The organism is Bradyrhizobium semiaridum, assembly GCF_020329505.1.
GTDB lineage: Bacteria > Pseudomonadota > Alphaproteobacteria > Rhizobiales > Xanthobacteraceae > Bradyrhizobium > Bradyrhizobium semiaridum.
Map to the genome: position 1 here is coordinate 21,948 of NZ_JAGKJJ010000011.1, position 14,913 is coordinate 36,860.

The 14,913-nt window shown below is 65.8% G+C and carries 12 protein-coding genes; 7 read left to right on the top strand and 5 right to left on the bottom strand.

The features are described from left to right. Positions 1 to 3 precede the first annotated feature (3 nt). From J6500_RS15190 to J6500_RS15210, 5 genes are read left to right on the top strand one after another with little or no spacing between them, the layout of a single operon-like run. Positions 4 to 747, top strand: a complete 744-nt coding sequence (locus tag J6500_RS15190) for a CpaD family pilus assembly protein (RefSeq protein WP_225713510.1) — start codon at positions 4 to 6, stop codon at positions 745 to 747. Beyond that, positions 744 to 2,012 carry a CpaE/TadZ family protein gene (locus J6500_RS15195; RefSeq protein WP_225713511.1) on the top strand — a complete coding sequence of 423 codons (1,269 nt, stop codon included), beginning with the start codon at positions 744 to 746 and terminating at the stop codon, positions 2,010 to 2,012. Before J6500_RS15190 ends, J6500_RS15195 begins: the two co-directional genes overlap by 4 nt. Positions 2,013 to 2,033: 21 nt before the next feature. After that, on the top strand, positions 2,034 to 3,497 hold the full coding sequence (locus tag J6500_RS15200; protein WP_225713512.1) for a TadA family conjugal transfer-associated ATPase: 1,464 nt from the start codon (positions 2,034 to 2,036) through the stop codon (positions 3,495 to 3,497). 12 nt (positions 3,498 to 3,509) lie between these two features. Continuing rightward, positions 3,510 to 4,487 carry a type II secretion system F family protein gene (locus J6500_RS15205; RefSeq protein WP_225713513.1) on the top strand — a complete coding sequence of 326 codons (978 nt, stop codon included), beginning with the start codon at positions 3,510 to 3,512 and terminating at the stop codon, positions 4,485 to 4,487. 9 nt (positions 4,488 to 4,496) lie between these two features. After that, on the top strand, positions 4,497 to 5,471 hold the full coding sequence (locus J6500_RS15210; protein ID WP_225713514.1) for a type II secretion system F family protein: 975 nt from the start codon (positions 4,497 to 4,499) through the stop codon (positions 5,469 to 5,471). Positions 5,472 to 5,758: 287 nt separating this feature from the next. Here J6500_RS15210 and J6500_RS15215 read toward each other — a convergent pair whose 3' ends face one another. After that, positions 5,759 to 6,571, bottom strand: coding sequence for a tetratricopeptide repeat protein (locus J6500_RS15215; protein WP_225713515.1), 813 nt, complete (start codon positions 6,569 to 6,571; stop codon positions 5,759 to 5,761). 193 nt (positions 6,572 to 6,764) lie between these two features. Between J6500_RS15215 and J6500_RS15220 the strand changes: the two genes are divergently transcribed. Then, a complete protein-coding gene (locus J6500_RS15220) occupies positions 6,765 to 8,144 on the top strand; it encodes a leucyl aminopeptidase family protein (RefSeq protein ID WP_225713516.1) in 1,380 nt (459 codons plus the stop codon). Then, positions 8,137 to 8,979: a C40 family peptidase gene (locus tag J6500_RS15225; protein ID WP_225713517.1), complete on the top strand. Its 843-nt coding sequence runs from the start codon at positions 8,137 to 8,139 to the stop codon at positions 8,977 to 8,979. Before J6500_RS15220 ends, J6500_RS15225 begins: the two co-directional genes overlap by 8 nt. Positions 8,980 to 9,096: 117 nt before the next feature. On the opposite strand, the gene J6500_RS15230 is transcribed toward J6500_RS15225, so the two are convergent. The 4 genes from J6500_RS15230 to J6500_RS15245 are packed head-to-tail and all read right to left on the bottom strand — an operon-like array spanning position 9,097 to position 14,907. Then, a complete protein-coding gene (locus tag J6500_RS15230) occupies positions 9,097 to 10,722 on the bottom strand; it encodes an ABC transporter ATP-binding protein (RefSeq protein ID WP_225713518.1) in 1,626 nt (541 codons plus the stop codon). A gap of 16 nt (positions 10,723 to 10,738) precedes the next feature. Then, positions 10,739 to 11,923 carry an ABC transporter permease gene (locus J6500_RS15235; protein WP_225713519.1) on the bottom strand — a complete coding sequence of 395 codons (1,185 nt, stop codon included), beginning with the start codon at positions 11,921 to 11,923 and terminating at the stop codon, positions 10,739 to 10,741. Next, positions 11,923 to 13,032 carry a microcin C ABC transporter permease YejB gene (locus tag J6500_RS15240; protein WP_225713520.1) on the bottom strand — a complete coding sequence of 370 codons (1,110 nt, stop codon included), beginning with the start codon at positions 13,030 to 13,032 and terminating at the stop codon, positions 11,923 to 11,925. Before J6500_RS15240 ends, J6500_RS15235 begins: the two co-directional genes overlap by 1 nt. A 3-nt stretch (positions 13,033 to 13,035) precedes the next feature. Beyond that, positions 13,036 to 14,907 carry an extracellular solute-binding protein gene (locus tag J6500_RS15245; RefSeq protein WP_225713521.1) on the bottom strand — a complete coding sequence of 624 codons (1,872 nt, stop codon included), beginning with the start codon at positions 14,905 to 14,907 and terminating at the stop codon, positions 13,036 to 13,038. Positions 14,908 to 14,913: the final 6 nt, after the last annotated feature.

Genomic DNA, 14,913 nt, shown 5'->3' on the forward strand with positions numbered 1-14,913 from the left:
CAGATGACATCCACGACTTCAGCCGAACGCAGGCACCCGCTCGGTCTCGCCGCCGCGCTGCTCGGCCTCGCCGTGACGCTCGGCGCCTGCCAGCACGCCGCCGACAACAGCCTTGCCTATATCGACGCACCGGCCGACTACCGCCAGCGCCATCCGATCGCGGTGACCGAGGCCGATCGTTCGATCGTGGTCTTCGTCGGCCGCAGCCGCGGCGGCCTGACCGCCGAGCAGCGCGCCGAGGTGATGGGGATGGCGCGGGACTGGATGCGCGAGGGTACCGGTGCCGTCACCGTCGACGTCCCCGTCAACACCGCGAACGCCCGCGCCGCCCAGGAATCGCTGCGCGAGATCCAGGCCTCCTTCACCGCCGCGGGCGTGCCGCCGCGCGGGATCATCGTTCGCAATTATCATCCCGAGGACCCGCGCCAGATGCCGGCGATCCGGGTCAACTATCCGAAGATGACGGCAGTCGCCGGGCCGTGCGGCATCTGGCCGGAGGACCTTGGCCCGTCGATCCACAACAAGTCCTACGGACAGAACAATTCCTACTACAATTTCGGCTGCGCCAGTCAGCGCAACCTCGCCGCGATGGTCGCGGATCCGACTGATATCGTGCAGCCGCGCGCGGAGACCCCGGCCTATACGTCGCGCCGCAACATCGCCTTCGACAAGTACCGCAAGGGCACCACCACCGCCACGACCTATCCCGAGGCCGACAAGGCCAAGCTCAGCGACACCGGCAAATGATCACCTACGCGCGACAAAACTCCGAAGAGCAAACGGACGTCACGCTGCCGGCCGCGGAGGATCACATCGCGCCGGCGCCGAGGGTTTCCGTTCAGGCATTCTGCGAGACGGTCGAGACCGCTGCCGCGGTGCAGTCGGCCGGCGAGGATCGCCGGCTTGCCAAGGCCCATCTCAAGATCCAGATGGGCGGCCTGCCGGCCGCGGTCGAGGCCTATCGTTCGGCGCCGACGCCCAACGTCATCATCCTCGAGACCGAGGGTCGCAACGACGTGCTGACCGGGCTCGATCAGCTCGCCACGGTGTGCGATGCCGGCACCCGTGTGATCGTGATCGGCAAGGTCAACGACGTCACGCTGTACCGCGAGCTGGTGCGCCGCGGCGTCAGCGATTACGTGATCGCGCCGGCGCAGGCGATCGACGTGGTGCGCGCGGTCTGCAGCCTGTTCTCGGCGCCGGAAGCCAAGGCTGTCGGCCGCATCATCGCCGTCGTCGGCGCCAAGGGCGGCGTCGGCGCTTCGACCGTCGCCCACAACGTCGCCTGGGCGATTGCCCGCGATCTCGCGCTGGATTCGGTGGTCGCCGACCTCGACCTCGCATTCGGCACCGCCGGCCTCAACTACAACCAGGACCCGGTGCAGGGCATCGCCGACGCGGTGTTCTCGCCCGATCGCGTCGATACCGCCTTCATCGACCGCCTGCTGTCGAAATGCACCGACCATCTCAGCCTGCTGGCTGCGCCGGCAACGCTCGACAAGGTCTACGATTTCGGTACCGAAGCATTCGATGCGATCTTCGATACGCTGCGCACCACGATGCCCTGCATCGTGCTCGACGTGCCGCACCAATGGTCCGGCTGGACCAAGCGGGCGCTGATCGCGGCCGACGACATCCTGATCGTGGCGGCGCCCGATCTTGCCAATCTGCGCAACGCCAAGAACATGTTCGATCTGTTGAAGGCGTCCCGGCCCAACGACCGCGCGCCGCTGTACTGCCTGAACCAGGTCGGCGTGCCGAAACGCCCGGAGATCGCAGCCGGCGAATTCGCCAAGGCGATCGAAAGCGATCCGATCGCCACGATTCCGTTCGATCCGCAGATCTTCGGTTCAGCCGCCAACAACGGCCAGATGATCGCGGAGATCTCGGCCAATCACCGCGCGGTCGAGATGTTCCTGCAAATGGCGCAGCGGCTGACCGGCCGCGCCGAGACCAAGAAGCCGAAAGGATCGTTCCTGTCGCCCCTGCTCGAAAAGCTGCGGGCGAAGTAACGGCCCGCATGGAGTTACGTCGTGTTTGGTAAGCGTAGCGGAAACGATGTGGACGTGCGGGCACCCAAGCCCGCATATCAGGCGCCGGAACCTGCCGGAGCGCCAACTCTGGCGCGCGAGTCCGCAGCGCCCGTGACGTCGTCTCCGCCGCTCGCGCCCGCCAAGCCGCCGCCTCCGCCCGTCGTCGAAGCCCGCCGCTCGGACAATTACTACCAGGTCAAGGCGACCATCTTCGGCGCCCTGATCGAGGCGATCGACCTCGCCCAGCTTGCCAAGCTGGACAGCGAATCGGCGCGCGAGGAAATCCGCGACATCGTCAATGAGATCATCGCGATCAAGAACATCGTGATGTCGATCGCCGAGCAGGAGGAGCTGCTCGACGACATCTGCAACGACGTGCTCGGTTACGGCCCGCTGGAGCCGCTGCTGTCGCGCGACGACATCGCCGACATCATGGTCAACGGCGCCGGCACCGTGTTCATCGAAGTCGCCGGCAAGATCCAGCGCACCGGCATCCGCTTCCGCGACAACCAGCAGCTGCTCAACATCTGCCAGCGCATCGTCAGCCAGGTCGGCCGGCGCGTCGACGAATCCTCGCCGATCTGCGACGCCCGCCTCGCCGACGGCTCCCGCGTCAACGCGATCGTGCCACCGCTGGCGATCGACGGCCCCGCGCTCACCATCCGCAAATTCAAGAAGGACAAGCTGACGCTGGATCAGCTGGTCAAGTTCGGCGCGATCACGCCGGAAGGCGCCACCATCCTGCAGATTATCGGCCGCGTCCGCTGCAACGTCTTGATCTCCGGCGGTACCGGTTCGGGCAAGACCACGCTGCTGAACTGCCTCACCAACTACATCGAGCACGACGAGCGCATCATCACCTGCGAGGACGCCGCCGAGCTGCAACTGCAGCAACCGCATGTGGTGCGGCTGGAAACCCGTCCCCCGAACATCGAGGGCGAAGGCCAGGTGACGATGCGCGAACTGGTGCGCAACTGCCTGCGCATGCGTCCCGAGCGCATTATCGTCGGCGAAGTCCGCGGACCCGAGGCGTTCGACCTGCTGCAGGCGATGAACACCGGCCACGACGGCTCGATGGGCACGCTGCACGCCAACAACCCGCGCGAGGCGCTGTCGCGCTGCGAATCGATGATCACGATGGGCGGCTTCGCGCTGCCCTCGCGCACCATCCGCGAGATGATGTGCGCCTCGATCGACGTCATCATCCAGGCTGCGCGCCTGCGCGACGGTTCGCGCCGCATCACGCACATCACCGAGGTGATGGGCATGGAAGGCGACACCATCATCACCCAGGACGTCTTCGTCTACGATATCGTCGGCGAGGACGCCAACGGCAAGATCATCGGCAAGCATCGCTCGACCGGCATCGGCCGGCCGCGATTCTGGGAGCGCGCACGCTATTTCGGTGAAGAGAAGCGACTTGCGGCGGCAATCGACGCCTCCGAAGCCCCGCCGCCGGCCTAAGGGGAGCACGCAATGCAGATGCAAACCCTCGCTTTGGCCTTCCTCGCCGCCACCACCGTGGGCGGCCTCGCCTGGGTGTTCCTGTATCCCTATCTCTCCGGCGAGAAGAAGGCGGCCTCGCGCCGCGCCTCGGTCACGCGCAGCGAGCCCGCGGCGACGCGCGGCGCCGACCGCACGCAGCGTTCGCGCCGCGAGCAGGTCGAAGGATCGTTGAAGGAGCTCGAGGCGCGCAGCCGGCAGGACAAGAAGATCCCGCTCAGCCTGCGCATCTCGCAGGCCGGGCTGGACTGGTCCGAGCAGAAATTCTGGATCATCTCCGGCGTGCTTGGCCTAGTCGGCTTCGGCGCCGCGTTCATGGCCGGCGGCGGTCTGCTCGGCGCAGCCGGTATCGGCTTCGCGATGGGCCTCGGCGCACCGCGCTGGCTGCTCAGCTTCAAGAAGAAGCGGCGGGAAAAGGCCTTCCTGAAGGCGCTGCCCGACGCCGTCGACGTGATCGTGCGCGGCATCAAGGCCGGCCTGCCGCTGTTCGAATCGATCAAGGTGGTCGTCAACGACTCGCCGGAACCGCTGCGCAGCGAGTTCCGCCAGATCATCGAGACCCAGGCGATCGGCATGCCGCTCGGCGAGGCCTGCTCGCGGCTTTACGAGCGCATGCCGCTGCCGGAGGCGAACTTCTTCGGCATCGTGATCGCGATCCAGCAGAAGTCCGGCGGCAACCTGTCGGAAGCGCTCGGCAACCTGTCCAAGGTGCTGCGCGACCGCAAGAAGATGGCCGAGAAGATCCAGGCGATGTCGATGGAAGCCAAGGCCTCCGCCGGCATCATCGGCTCGCTGCCGCCGATCGTCATGCTGCTCGTGTTCATCACGACACCCGACTACATCGCGCTGTTGTGGACGAACTCGATGGGTCAGCTGATGCTGGTCTGCTGCCTCGTCTGGATGTCGATCGGCGTCATGGTGATGAAGAAGATGATCAATTTCGATTTCTGATGGTGCAGCATGATTGATTTCCTCGCCAGCAAGCTCCACGACGCCCGGTTCATGACCATGCTGCTTGCCTTCTTCGCGGCAAGCGCGACGGTCTATACGCTGGTGATGCCGCTGTTCGCCGGCAACGACCTCAACAAGCGCATGAAAGCCGTTGCCAGCGAGCGCGAACGCATCCGCCAGCGCGAGCGCGACCGGCTCGCCAAGGCGGAGAAGGTCACGCTGCGGCAGACCCCGAAGCAGGTCGTCTCCAAGGTGGTGGACGATCTCAACCTCACCAAATGGCTTGCCCAGGAGTCAGCGCTCGAGAAGCTGGTCATGGCCGGCTATCGCGGCCATGCCCCCTACGTCACCTTCCTGTTCGCACGCGCGATCGCACCGATCGTGATGCTGCTGCTGGCCGCCGTCTATACTTTCCTGATCGCGGGCACGCACTGGTCGCTGACGCTCAAGATCGGCATCTGCATCGCGGCGGCCTATGCCGGCCTGCAGGCGCCGATGCTGTTCCTGAAGAACGCCATCGCCAAGCGGCAACTCTCGATCAAGCGCGCCTTTCCGGATTCGCTCGACCTGCTGCTGATCTGCATCGAGTCCGGCATGTCGGTCGAGGTCGCCTTCCGCAAGGTGGCGAACGAGATCGCCGGCCAGTCGCTGGCGCTGTCGGAGGAGTTCGCGCTCACCACCGCGGAGCTGTCCTATTTGCAGGACCGCAAGGCAGCCTATGAGAACCTCGCCCGCCGCACCGGGCTCGACGGCGTCAAGTCGGTGTGCATGGCGCTGCAGCAGTCCGAACGCTACGGCACGCCGCTCGGCCAGAGCCTGCGCGTGATGGCGCAGGAAAACCGCGACATGCGGATGAACGAAGCCGAGAAGAAGGCGGCCTCGCTGCCGCCCAAGCTGACCGTGCCGATGATCCTGTTCTTCCTGCCCTGCCTGTTCATCGTGATCCTCGGGCCGTCCTACATCAAGATCGCCAACATGCACTGAGTTCGTCGCAACCGTCTCCTACCCCTGAACGGGGGCCGGCCGCGGGGGGCACGGCCAAAACAGCGAAAACAACCCCATGCAAAGGAGGCTGCACGGCCTCCTCAGGGTGACGGTGATAGATATTGTGGCAAGCGGCCTCCCCACACCGTCGTCCTGGCGAAAGCCAGGACCCATAACCACCGAATTCGATTGAGAGCGGTATAGTGGCCCAGCGTCGCGCAACAACAAGCGGTTGGTAATGGGTCCTGGCTTTCGCCAGGACGACGTAAGCTAATTGTCGCCGCTCTCTAATCGTCCTTGGCGACCACCGGCGCGGCGCGCGAGGCCGTCTTCGGGCCGTCCTTGCGGCTCAGCATGTCGCGCAGATAGGCGACGTTGGCGGCGGCCTCTTCCGGCGGCAGGTCGGCCTTGACGATGCCTTCGGCCTCCGCGAAACGGCCCTGCAGCCCGACCACGAGCGCGAGGTTCTGCCGGATGCGGGTATCGGCGCGGGCGCTGGCATAGGCGCGGCGCAACGTCTCCTCCGCCTTCGGCAGTTCCTTGGTCAGCATGTAGGACAGGCCGAGATTGGACAGTACCGACGGCTCGTCCGGGGCGAGCCGCAGCGCACTCGCATAATAGCCGCGCGCCTCCTCGTTGCGGCCCATCCGGTCGAGCGTGGTGCCTTGCACCGACAGGATCCGCCAATCCGGATTGTCGGGACTGTGGGCGCGGCCCAGCACGTCGAAGGCGGCCTGCGAATTGCCGTTGTCGGCGAGCGCGCGGCCATAGGCGGCGAGCAGCGGCCGGTTGCCCGGGTTGGCGATGGTGGCCTGCTCCAGCACGGCGCAGGCCTGCGCGCGCTGGCCGGCAGCGCGCAATGCCTGGCCATAGGCCAGTGCGGCGTCGACATTCTTGGGATTCTTGCGGTAGCGTTCGCCATAGACTTCGAGGGCGCGCTGCGGATCGTTGGGGACCGGGTCGCTGTTCCGAGCGACCAGCGAACCCGTCACATCGGACATGGTCTGGCAGCCGCCGAGGCTTGCACCCAGCAGTGTCACGAAGGCCGCGGAAGCGAGATGCCGGGCAATGGACCGGGCCAGGTTGGACTGTCGACGCATGGCACTTTGACTCATGAAATCGGGCGAATGGATCGAGCCGAACGCGCCAGCAATAGACTGTTAACCCTAACGTCCGGTTAATCGGCGACGGTCATGCCTTGTAGCCGGATATCCCGCGCGCCAGCGGACGCGCTACCAACGGCAACGAAAGGCGTGTAGTAGCGAGGTAAAGGCCAGAACAGCCGAGAGTCGCATGCCATCGATCTTCGAAACCGCTCCAAGTTCCGCCGCCATTCCCATCACCTTCGTCACCAAGGCGACGTGGGATGCGATCCGAAGCGCATTGCCCGTGCCGGCGCGGCAATTCGCCGAGGCCAACGGCTTCGCCGCCAAGCCCGGCAAACACCTGGCCTTGCCGGCCGCCGACGGCAGCATCGCGCAGGTCTTGTTCGGCCTCGAGGACGCAGGCCACAAGGCGCTCGATCCGTTCCGGCCCGGCGCGCTGCCCAGCCTGCTGCCGCCGGGCGTCTATCGCTTCGCCAACGCGCCGCACGACGCGAGGCTCGCCGCGCTGGCGTTCGCGCTCGGCTGCTACCGTTTCGGCCGCTATCGCAAGAACGAGGCACCCGAGGTTCGCCTGGTGCCGCCGGATGGTGTCGATGCCGCCGACGTCACGCGGATGGCGGAAGCTGCGGCGCTGGCGCGCGACCTCATCAACACGCCGTCCAACGACATGGGACCCGCCGAACTCGCGGACGCCGCGCGCGAGCTCGCGGCGCGGTTCGGCGCCCGGTTCGACTGCATCACCGGCGATGCGCTCGAACAGGGCTTCCCGCTAATCCATGCCGTCGGCATGGCCTCGACGCGCGCACCGCGGCTGATCGACCTGACCTGGGGCGATCCCGCTCACCCGAAGGTGACGCTGGTCGGCAAAGGCGTCTGCTTCGACACCGGCGGGCTCGACCTCAAGCCGTCGAGCGGCATGCTGATCATGAAGAAGGACATGGGCGGCGCCGCCAACGTGCTGGCGCTGGCGCAGATGGTGATGGATGCGAAGCTCAAGGTCCGGCTGCGCGTGCTGATCCCGGCAGTCGAGAATGCGGTGGGCGGCAATGCGTTCCGTCCGCTCGACATCTTCCGCTCGCGCAAGGGCATCACCGTCGAGATCGGCAACACCGACGCCGAGGGCCGGCTGGTGCTGGCCGACGCACTGGCGCTGGCCGACGAGGAGAGGCCCGAGCTGCTGGTCGATCTCGGCACGCTGACCGGCGCGGCGCGCGTGGCGCTGGGGCCTGACCTGCCGCCGTACTACACCAATGACGAAACGCTGGCCGCCGATGTCGCCGCCCACGCCAAGGGCGAGAACGATCCGTTGTGGCGGATGCCGCTGTGGCCGGCCTACGATGCCTGGCTCGACTCCAAGACCGCCGACATCAACAACGCGCCGTCGGGCGGGTTCGCCGGCTCGATCACCTGCGCGCTGTTCCTGCAGCGCTTCGTCGAGCATGCCGGACAGTGGCTGCATGTCGACATCTACGGCTGGACGCCGTCGGCAAAACCCGGCCGCCCCGAAGGCGGCGAGTGCCAGGCCGCGCGTGCGATCTACAAACTGCTGAGCCAGCGCTATGCATGATCCCCGCCTGACCCCTGTCCGCGCCGACCTCGCCGCCAAGTATCTCGAGGGCAAGGTCAAGGCGGCGCGCTTCGTCGAGGGCGAGGACTACGAGATCTCCGAGGCGATCGCGCCGCTGCGCCGCGCACCGGCGGCCGATGCCGAGCAGATGACGCAGGCGCTGAAGGGCGAGCGCGTCACGATCTACGACCGCAACGGCGAAGGCTGGGCGTGGGGCCAATTGGCCGACGATGGCTATGTCGGCTGGATTCCCCACGCGGCGTTGATGAAGCCCGGCGCGGCGCCGACGCACAAGGTGACGGCGCTGCGCACGCTGGCGTTTCCGGGACCGTCGATCAAGCTGCCGCCGGTCGAGGCGCCGGTGATGGGAACGAAGCTGACCGTGATCCGCGAGGACGGCGCCTTCGCGGTGACCCGCGAGGGCTGGCACCTGCCGCGCCACCACCTCGCCGCGCTCGATGCGATGCAGCCGGACTTCGTCGCGATCGCCGAGCGCTTCGCCGGCACGCCCTATCTGTGGGGCGGCAAGTCGAGCCTCGGCATCGACTGCTCCGGCCTCGTCCAGGTCGCGCTGACCGCCGCCGGCACCGGCTGCCCGCGCGACAGCGACATGCAGCAGGACGGGCTCGGCCGACAATTGACCGGCGCGGAAGCAAAGCACCTGCAACGCGGCGACCTGATCTTCTGGAAAGGGCATGTCGCGATCGTGCGCGATGGCACCACGATGGTGCACGCCAATGCGCATCACATGGCGACCGTAGTGGAGAACACGCAGGCCGCGATCGCGCGAATCAAGGCTGCCGGCAGCGAGATAACCGCGATCAAGCGGCTATAGCCCCATCCGTCATTCCGGGGCGCGCGAAGCGAGAGCCCGGAATCCGTTGGGCCGCATAGTCCGTGGATAAATGGATTCCGGGCTCGCGCTTCGCGCGTCCCGGAATGACGGCGGGGGTTACGTCGCCACCACGCCTTCACCGTCCGTCTCCAGCCGGAACGCGGCGGCGAACAAAGCGCGGGTGTAGTCGCTCTTCGGATTCTTGAACAATTCGGAGGCCGGCCCCTCTTCCTCGACCTTGCCGGATTTCATCACGATCAGGTGGCTCGCCAGCGAAGCTACCACGCGCAGATCGTGCGAGATGAACATGTAGGTGAGATCGCGCTTGCGCTGCAAATCGCGCAGCAGGTCGACCATCTGGGCCTGGAACAGCATGTCGAGCGCGCTGGTCGGCTCGTCCAGCACGACGAAGTTCGGCTCCAGCACCACCGCGCGCGCGATCGAGATGCGCTGGCGCTGGCCGCCGGAGAATTCGTGCGGGTAGCGGAAGCGCGAGTTCGGATCGAGGCCGACGTCATTCAGTGCCTTGACGACGCGCGCCTCGCGCTGCTCGCGCGACAGCTGCGGCTGATGTACCTCGAGTCCTTCGGCGATGATGTCCTCGACCGATAGACGCGGGCTGAGCGAGCCGAACGGGTCCTGGAACACGATCTGCATGTCGCGGCGGATCGGCCGCATCTGCTTGAAGCGCAGGCCCTGGATGTCCTTGCCGAGGAACACGATCGGGCCGTCGGAGGAGATCAGCCGCAGCAGCGCCAGCCCGAGCGTGGTCTTGCCGGAGCCGGACTCGCCGACGACGCCGAGCGTCTCGCCCTTGCGCACGGCGAGGCTGACGCCGTCGACCGCCTTGATGTGGCCGACGGTCGAGCGCAGCAGCCCGCGCTTGATCGGAAACCACACCTTGAGATTGTCGGCCGACATCACCACCGGCGCGGCGGGTTGCGGCGGCGCCGGATCGGGCTTCGGCTCCGCTGCAAGCAGGGCCTTGGTGTAGGCGTGCTGGGGCGCGGTGAAGACCTGCTCGACCGGCCCCTGCTCGACGATCTTGCCGTTGTTCATCACACAGACGGTGTCGGCGATGCGGCGAACGATGCCGAGGTCGTGGGTGATGAACAACAGGCTCATGCCGAGCCGCGCCCGGATCTCGGCGAGCAGCGCCAGGATCTGCGCCTGCACGGTGACATCGAGCGCGGTGGTCGGCTCGTCGGCGATCAAGAGGTCGGGCTCGTTGGCGAGCGCCATCGCGATCATCACGCGCTGACGCTGGCCGCCGGACAATTGGTGCGGATAGCTCTGCAGCCGCGTCTCGGGCTCGGGGATGCCGACCTGGCGCAGCAGTTCCAGGGTCCGGGCCCGCGCCGCGCTGCCACCGATGCCCCGATGCAGCGACAGGATCTCGCCGATCTGGGTCTCGATGGTGTGCAGCGGATTGAGCGAGGTCATCGGCTCCTGGAAGATGATCGAGATGTCGTTGCCGCGGACCTCGCGCATTTCCTGGTCGGATGCGGTGAGCAGGTCGCGGCCGCGGAAGCGGATCGCACCCGACGGATGCGACGCAGCGGGATAGGGCAACAGCTTCAGCACCGACAGCGCGCTGACCGATTTCCCCGAGCCGGACTCGCCGACCAGCGCGACGCATTCGCCGCGCTTGATCGAGAACGAGATGCGGTCGACCGCGAGCGAGCGGCCGAACGCGACCGAGAGCTCGCGGATGTCGAGCAAGGGCTGGTTGATGGTATCCATGCGTCAGCCCTTCGGATCAGCCTTTGGAGAACGTCTTGCGCGGATCGAAGGCGTCGCGCGCCGCCTCGCCGATGAAGATCAGCAGCGACAGCATGATCGCCACCGAGAAGAAGCCGGTGAGGCCGAGCCACGGCGCTTGCACATTGGCCTTGCCCTGCGACAGCAATTCGCCGAGCGACGGCGAGCCAGGCGGCAGGCCGAAGCCGAGGAAGTCCAGCGCCGTCAGCGTCATCACCGAGGACGACACGATGAACGGCAGGAACGTCATGGTCGCCACCATCGCGTTCGGCAACAGATGGCGGCGCATGATCACGACATTGGAGACGCCGAGCGAGCGCGCCGCCTGGATGTATTCGAAATTGCGCCCGCGCAGGAATTCGGCGCGCACCAGGCCGACCAGCGAGACCCAGGAGAACAGCAGGAGGATGCCGAGCAGGATGAAGAACCCCGGCGGCAGCACCGCCGAAATGATAAGCAGCAGATAGAGCGAGGGGATCGCGGTCCAGATCTCGATCAGGCGCTGGAAGATGAGATCGGTCCAGCCGCCGAAATAGCCCTGGATGCCGCCGGCGGCGATGCCGATGATCGAGGACAGGATGGTCAAGGTCAGGCCGAACAGCACCGAGATGCGGAAGCCGTAGATCAGCCGCGCGACGACGTCGCGGCCCTGATCGTCGGTGCCGAGCCAGTTGTATTCAAGGTCGCGGCAGCCGGTCAGGCCCTTGCGCTGCACCACGTCCTTGCACTGCGCCTCGGTCAGGAGCCAGGTCGGCTTCGAAGGCACCGGTGTCGGCGGATCGAGGTTGCGGGTGTCGTAGGAGTAGCGGATCGGCGGCCAGATCATGCTGCCACCCTTGGCCGCGATCTGCTTCTGCAGATACGGATCTCGATAGTCGGCCGCGGTCTCGAAGTCGCCGCCGAAGGTGGTCTCGGCATAGCTGAACAGCACCGGCCAGTAGAGCCGGCCGTCATATTTGACCAGCAGCGGCTTGTCATTGGCGATGAAGTTGGCGAACAGCGATACCACGAACAGGACGAGGAATATCCAGAACGACCAGTAACCGCGCCGGTTGGCCTTGAAATTCTGCCAGCGCCGCTTGTTGAGCGGCGACGGTGAGAAGCCGTGGCGCGTGGCGGGCACCGCCTCGCCGAGCGGCGATTGCGTCGTGGTTTCGACCGGCTGGGGCGCGAGCAGCGTCATCAGACCTCACGCGCTTCGAAATCGATCCGTGGATCGATCCACATATAGGCGAGATCGGAGAGCAGATTGACCACCAGACCGACCAGCGAGAAGATGAACAGCGTGCCGAACACCACCGGATAATCGCGGTTCAGCACGCTCTCGAAGCCGAGCAGGCCCAGCCCGTCGAGCGAGAAGATGGTCTCGATCAGCAGCGAACCGGAGAAGAAGGCGTGGATAAATGCGCCCGGGAAACCCGCGATCACGATCAGCATGGCATTACGAAAGATGTGGCCGTACAGCACCTGGCGCTCGCTGCAACCCTTGGCGCGCGCCGTCATGACATATTGCTTGCGGATCTCGTCGAGGAACGAGTTCTTGGTCAGCAGCGTCATGGTGGCGAAGGCGCCGAGCGCCATCGAGATCAGCGGCAGCGTGAGGTGCCAGAAATAATCGATGATCTTCCAGTACCAGGGGAATTGCGACCAGCCGTCCGAGGTCAGGCCGCGCAGCGGGAAGATGTTGAAGAAGGAGCCGCCGGCGAACAGGATGATCAGGAGGATCGCGAACAGGAAGCCCGGGATCGCAAAGCCGATGATGATCACGGCCGAGGTCCAGGTATCGAACCGCGAACCGTCCTGCACCGCCTTGCGGATGCCGAGCGGGATCGAGATCAGATAGGTCAACAGCGTCATCCAGATGCCGAGCGACATCGAGACCGGCAGCTTCTCCTTGATCAGCTGGATCACGCTGACGCTGCGGAAATAGCTGTTGCCGAAATCGAAGCGGGCGAAATTCCACACCATCAGCGCGAACCGCTCCGGCGCCGGCTTGTCGAAGCCGAACTGCGCCTCGAGCTTCTTGATGAAATCAGGGTCGAGCCCCTGCGCGCCGCGGTACTTCGAATTGACCGAGCCGGACGCGTTGGCGCCCTGGCCGCGCTGCGCGCCGAAATCGCCGCCACCACCCGAGACGCGCGAGGTGCCGCCGGTGTCGGCGCCGTTGATCTGCGCGATGACGCGCTCCACCGGCCCGCCAGGCGCGAACTGCACGACCACGAAGGAGACGAACAGGATGCCGAGCAGCGTCGGCAGCATCAAGAGAATGCGGCGGGCGATATAGGCGCTCATGAGCTACTTCGCCTGCTCGAGCTTGGCGGCCTTGGCCGCGTCATACCACCAGTTCTCCGGCGCGCCGACACCCGACGCATATTTGGCCGGCTTCGGTGGGTGATCGAACTGATCCCAATAGGCGACCGGATGCGTGTTGCGGTACCATTGCGGCACCCAATAGCGGCCGGCGCGGAAGACGCGGTCGAAGGCACGGCAGGCGATGGTCAATTCGTGGCGATTGTTCGCGCCGATGATCTTCTCGATCAGCGCGTCGATCGCCGGATTGGCGATGCCCGCGAGATTGTAGGAGCCCTTGGTCGTCGCGGCATGCGAGGAGAAGAACGGCCGCATGCTATCGCCTGGAGTCGCCGACGAGCTGAAGCGCTGCATGGTTATGTCGAAATCGAAGTCTTCGACACGGGCGCGATACTGCACTGCGTCCACCAGGCGGAAGGTCGCGGCGATGCCGAGCGTGCCGAGATTCTTGATGTAGGGGCCGTGATGCGGCTGCAAGGAGGGCTCATCCACGAGAAACTCGATGGTGAAGGCTTCGCCGTTCGGCAGCATCCGCTTGCCGTCCTTGATTGTACAACCGGCGTCGTTGAGCAGTTGCGCGGCCTTGCGCAGCTGCGCGCGATCCTGTCCCGAACCGTCGGACACCGGCGGCACGAAGGGCAGGCCGAACACCTCGTCCGGCACCTGGCCGCGGAACGGCTCGAGCAGCGCCAATTCCTCCGGCGGCGGCAGCCCGTTCGCCACCATGTCCGAATTCTGGAACGGCGAGACTGTGCGCGCGTAGGCGTCGTACATGATGGTCTTGTTGGTCCACTCGAAGTCGAAGGCGTAGATCAGCGCCTCGCGCACCCGCGGATCCTTGAACTTGTCGCGGCGGGTGTTGATGAACCAGCCCTGCGCGCCGGACGGCGTCTCGTCGGGCAGCGTCTCGCGCTTGACGCGGCCATCCTTCACCGCGGGGAAATCGTAGCGTGTCGCCCAGACCCGGGCGGTGAACTCCTCGCGGAACAAATAGCTCTTCGACGTAAAACCCTCGAACGCCACATCACGGTCGCGATAGTATTCGTAACGCACGGTGTCGAAATTGTAGCTGCCGCGATTGACCGGCAGGTCGGCGCCCCACCAATCCTTGACCCGCTGATATTCGACGTAGCGGTTGATCTCGAACCTGCCGACCTTGTAAGGCCCCGAGCCGAGCGGCGTATCGAGCGTCGATTCGTCGAACGGGCGCGTCGCGTAATAGGCCTTCGAGAAGATCGGCAGGCTCGCGACATAGAGCGGCACATCGCGGGCACGACCCGCCGCGAAGGTCACGACCACGGTCGCATCGTCGAGCGCCTCCGCCTTCACGAAGTCGCGCAGCTGCACCTGGATCAGCGGGTGCCCTTTGTCCTTCAGCGTATTGAGCGAGAAGGCGACGTCCTGCGCGGTCAGCTTCGAGCCGTCGTGGAAACGCGCCTCGGGGCGCATCGTGAAGCGATACGTCAGCTTGTCCGGCGAGACCTGCACCGATTTCGCGGCGAAGCCATACATCGCGTCAGGCTCGTCATTGGCGCGCGACATCAGCGAGGCGAAGGTCATGTCGATGCCCTGTGCGCCCTCGCCCTTCAGGATGTACGAATTGAAAGAGTTGAAGGTGTAGTAGGACTGGTTGTAGGCGCGCACCCACGGGATCACCGAGAACGTGCCGCCCTTCGGCGCCTTCGGATTGACGTAGTCGAACTGCTGGAAATCCGCTGGGTATTTCAGGTCGTCGAACACCGACATGCCGTGCATCTCGGTTCCGTTGTCGGCCGCAGCCGGCGCCACACGAAATCCTGCAGCACTCAACGCACCGATGCCGAGACCGAGTGCGTGCCGACGGGAGAATAGCGCCATGCGCGG

Excerpts from the sequence above, each read along its gene's own strand:
- J6500_RS15190 (WP_225713510.1), top strand. The coding sequence starts at position 4 with ATGACATCCACGACTTCAGCCGAACGCAGGCACCCGCTCGGTCTCGCC.
- J6500_RS15195 (WP_225713511.1), top strand. The coding sequence starts at position 744 with ATGATCACCTACGCGCGACAAAACTCCGAAGAGCAAACGGACGTCACG.
- J6500_RS15205 (WP_225713513.1), top strand. The coding sequence starts at position 3,510 with ATGCAGATGCAAACCCTCGCTTTGGCCTTCCTCGCCGCCACCACCGTG.
- J6500_RS15210 (WP_225713514.1), top strand. The coding sequence starts at position 4,497 with ATGATTGATTTCCTCGCCAGCAAGCTCCACGACGCCCGGTTCATGACC.
- J6500_RS15215 (WP_225713515.1), bottom strand. The coding sequence starts at position 6,571 with ATGCGTCGACAGTCCAACCTGGCCCGGTCCATTGCCCGGCATCTCGCT.
- J6500_RS15220 (WP_225713516.1), top strand. The coding sequence starts at position 6,765 with ATGCCATCGATCTTCGAAACCGCTCCAAGTTCCGCCGCCATTCCCATC.
- J6500_RS15225 (WP_225713517.1), top strand. The coding sequence starts at position 8,137 with ATGCATGATCCCCGCCTGACCCCTGTCCGCGCCGACCTCGCCGCCAAG.
- J6500_RS15230 (WP_225713518.1), bottom strand. The coding sequence starts at position 10,722 with ATGGATACCATCAACCAGCCCTTGCTCGACATCCGCGAGCTCTCGGTC.
- J6500_RS15235 (WP_225713519.1), bottom strand. The coding sequence starts at position 11,923 with ATGACGCTGCTCGCGCCCCAGCCGGTCGAAACCACGACGCAATCGCCG.
- J6500_RS15240 (WP_225713520.1), bottom strand. The coding sequence starts at position 13,032 with ATGAGCGCCTATATCGCCCGCCGCATTCTCTTGATGCTGCCGACGCTG.
- J6500_RS15245 (WP_225713521.1), bottom strand. The coding sequence starts at position 14,907 with ATGGCGCTATTCTCCCGTCGGCACGCACTCGGTCTCGGCATCGGTGCG.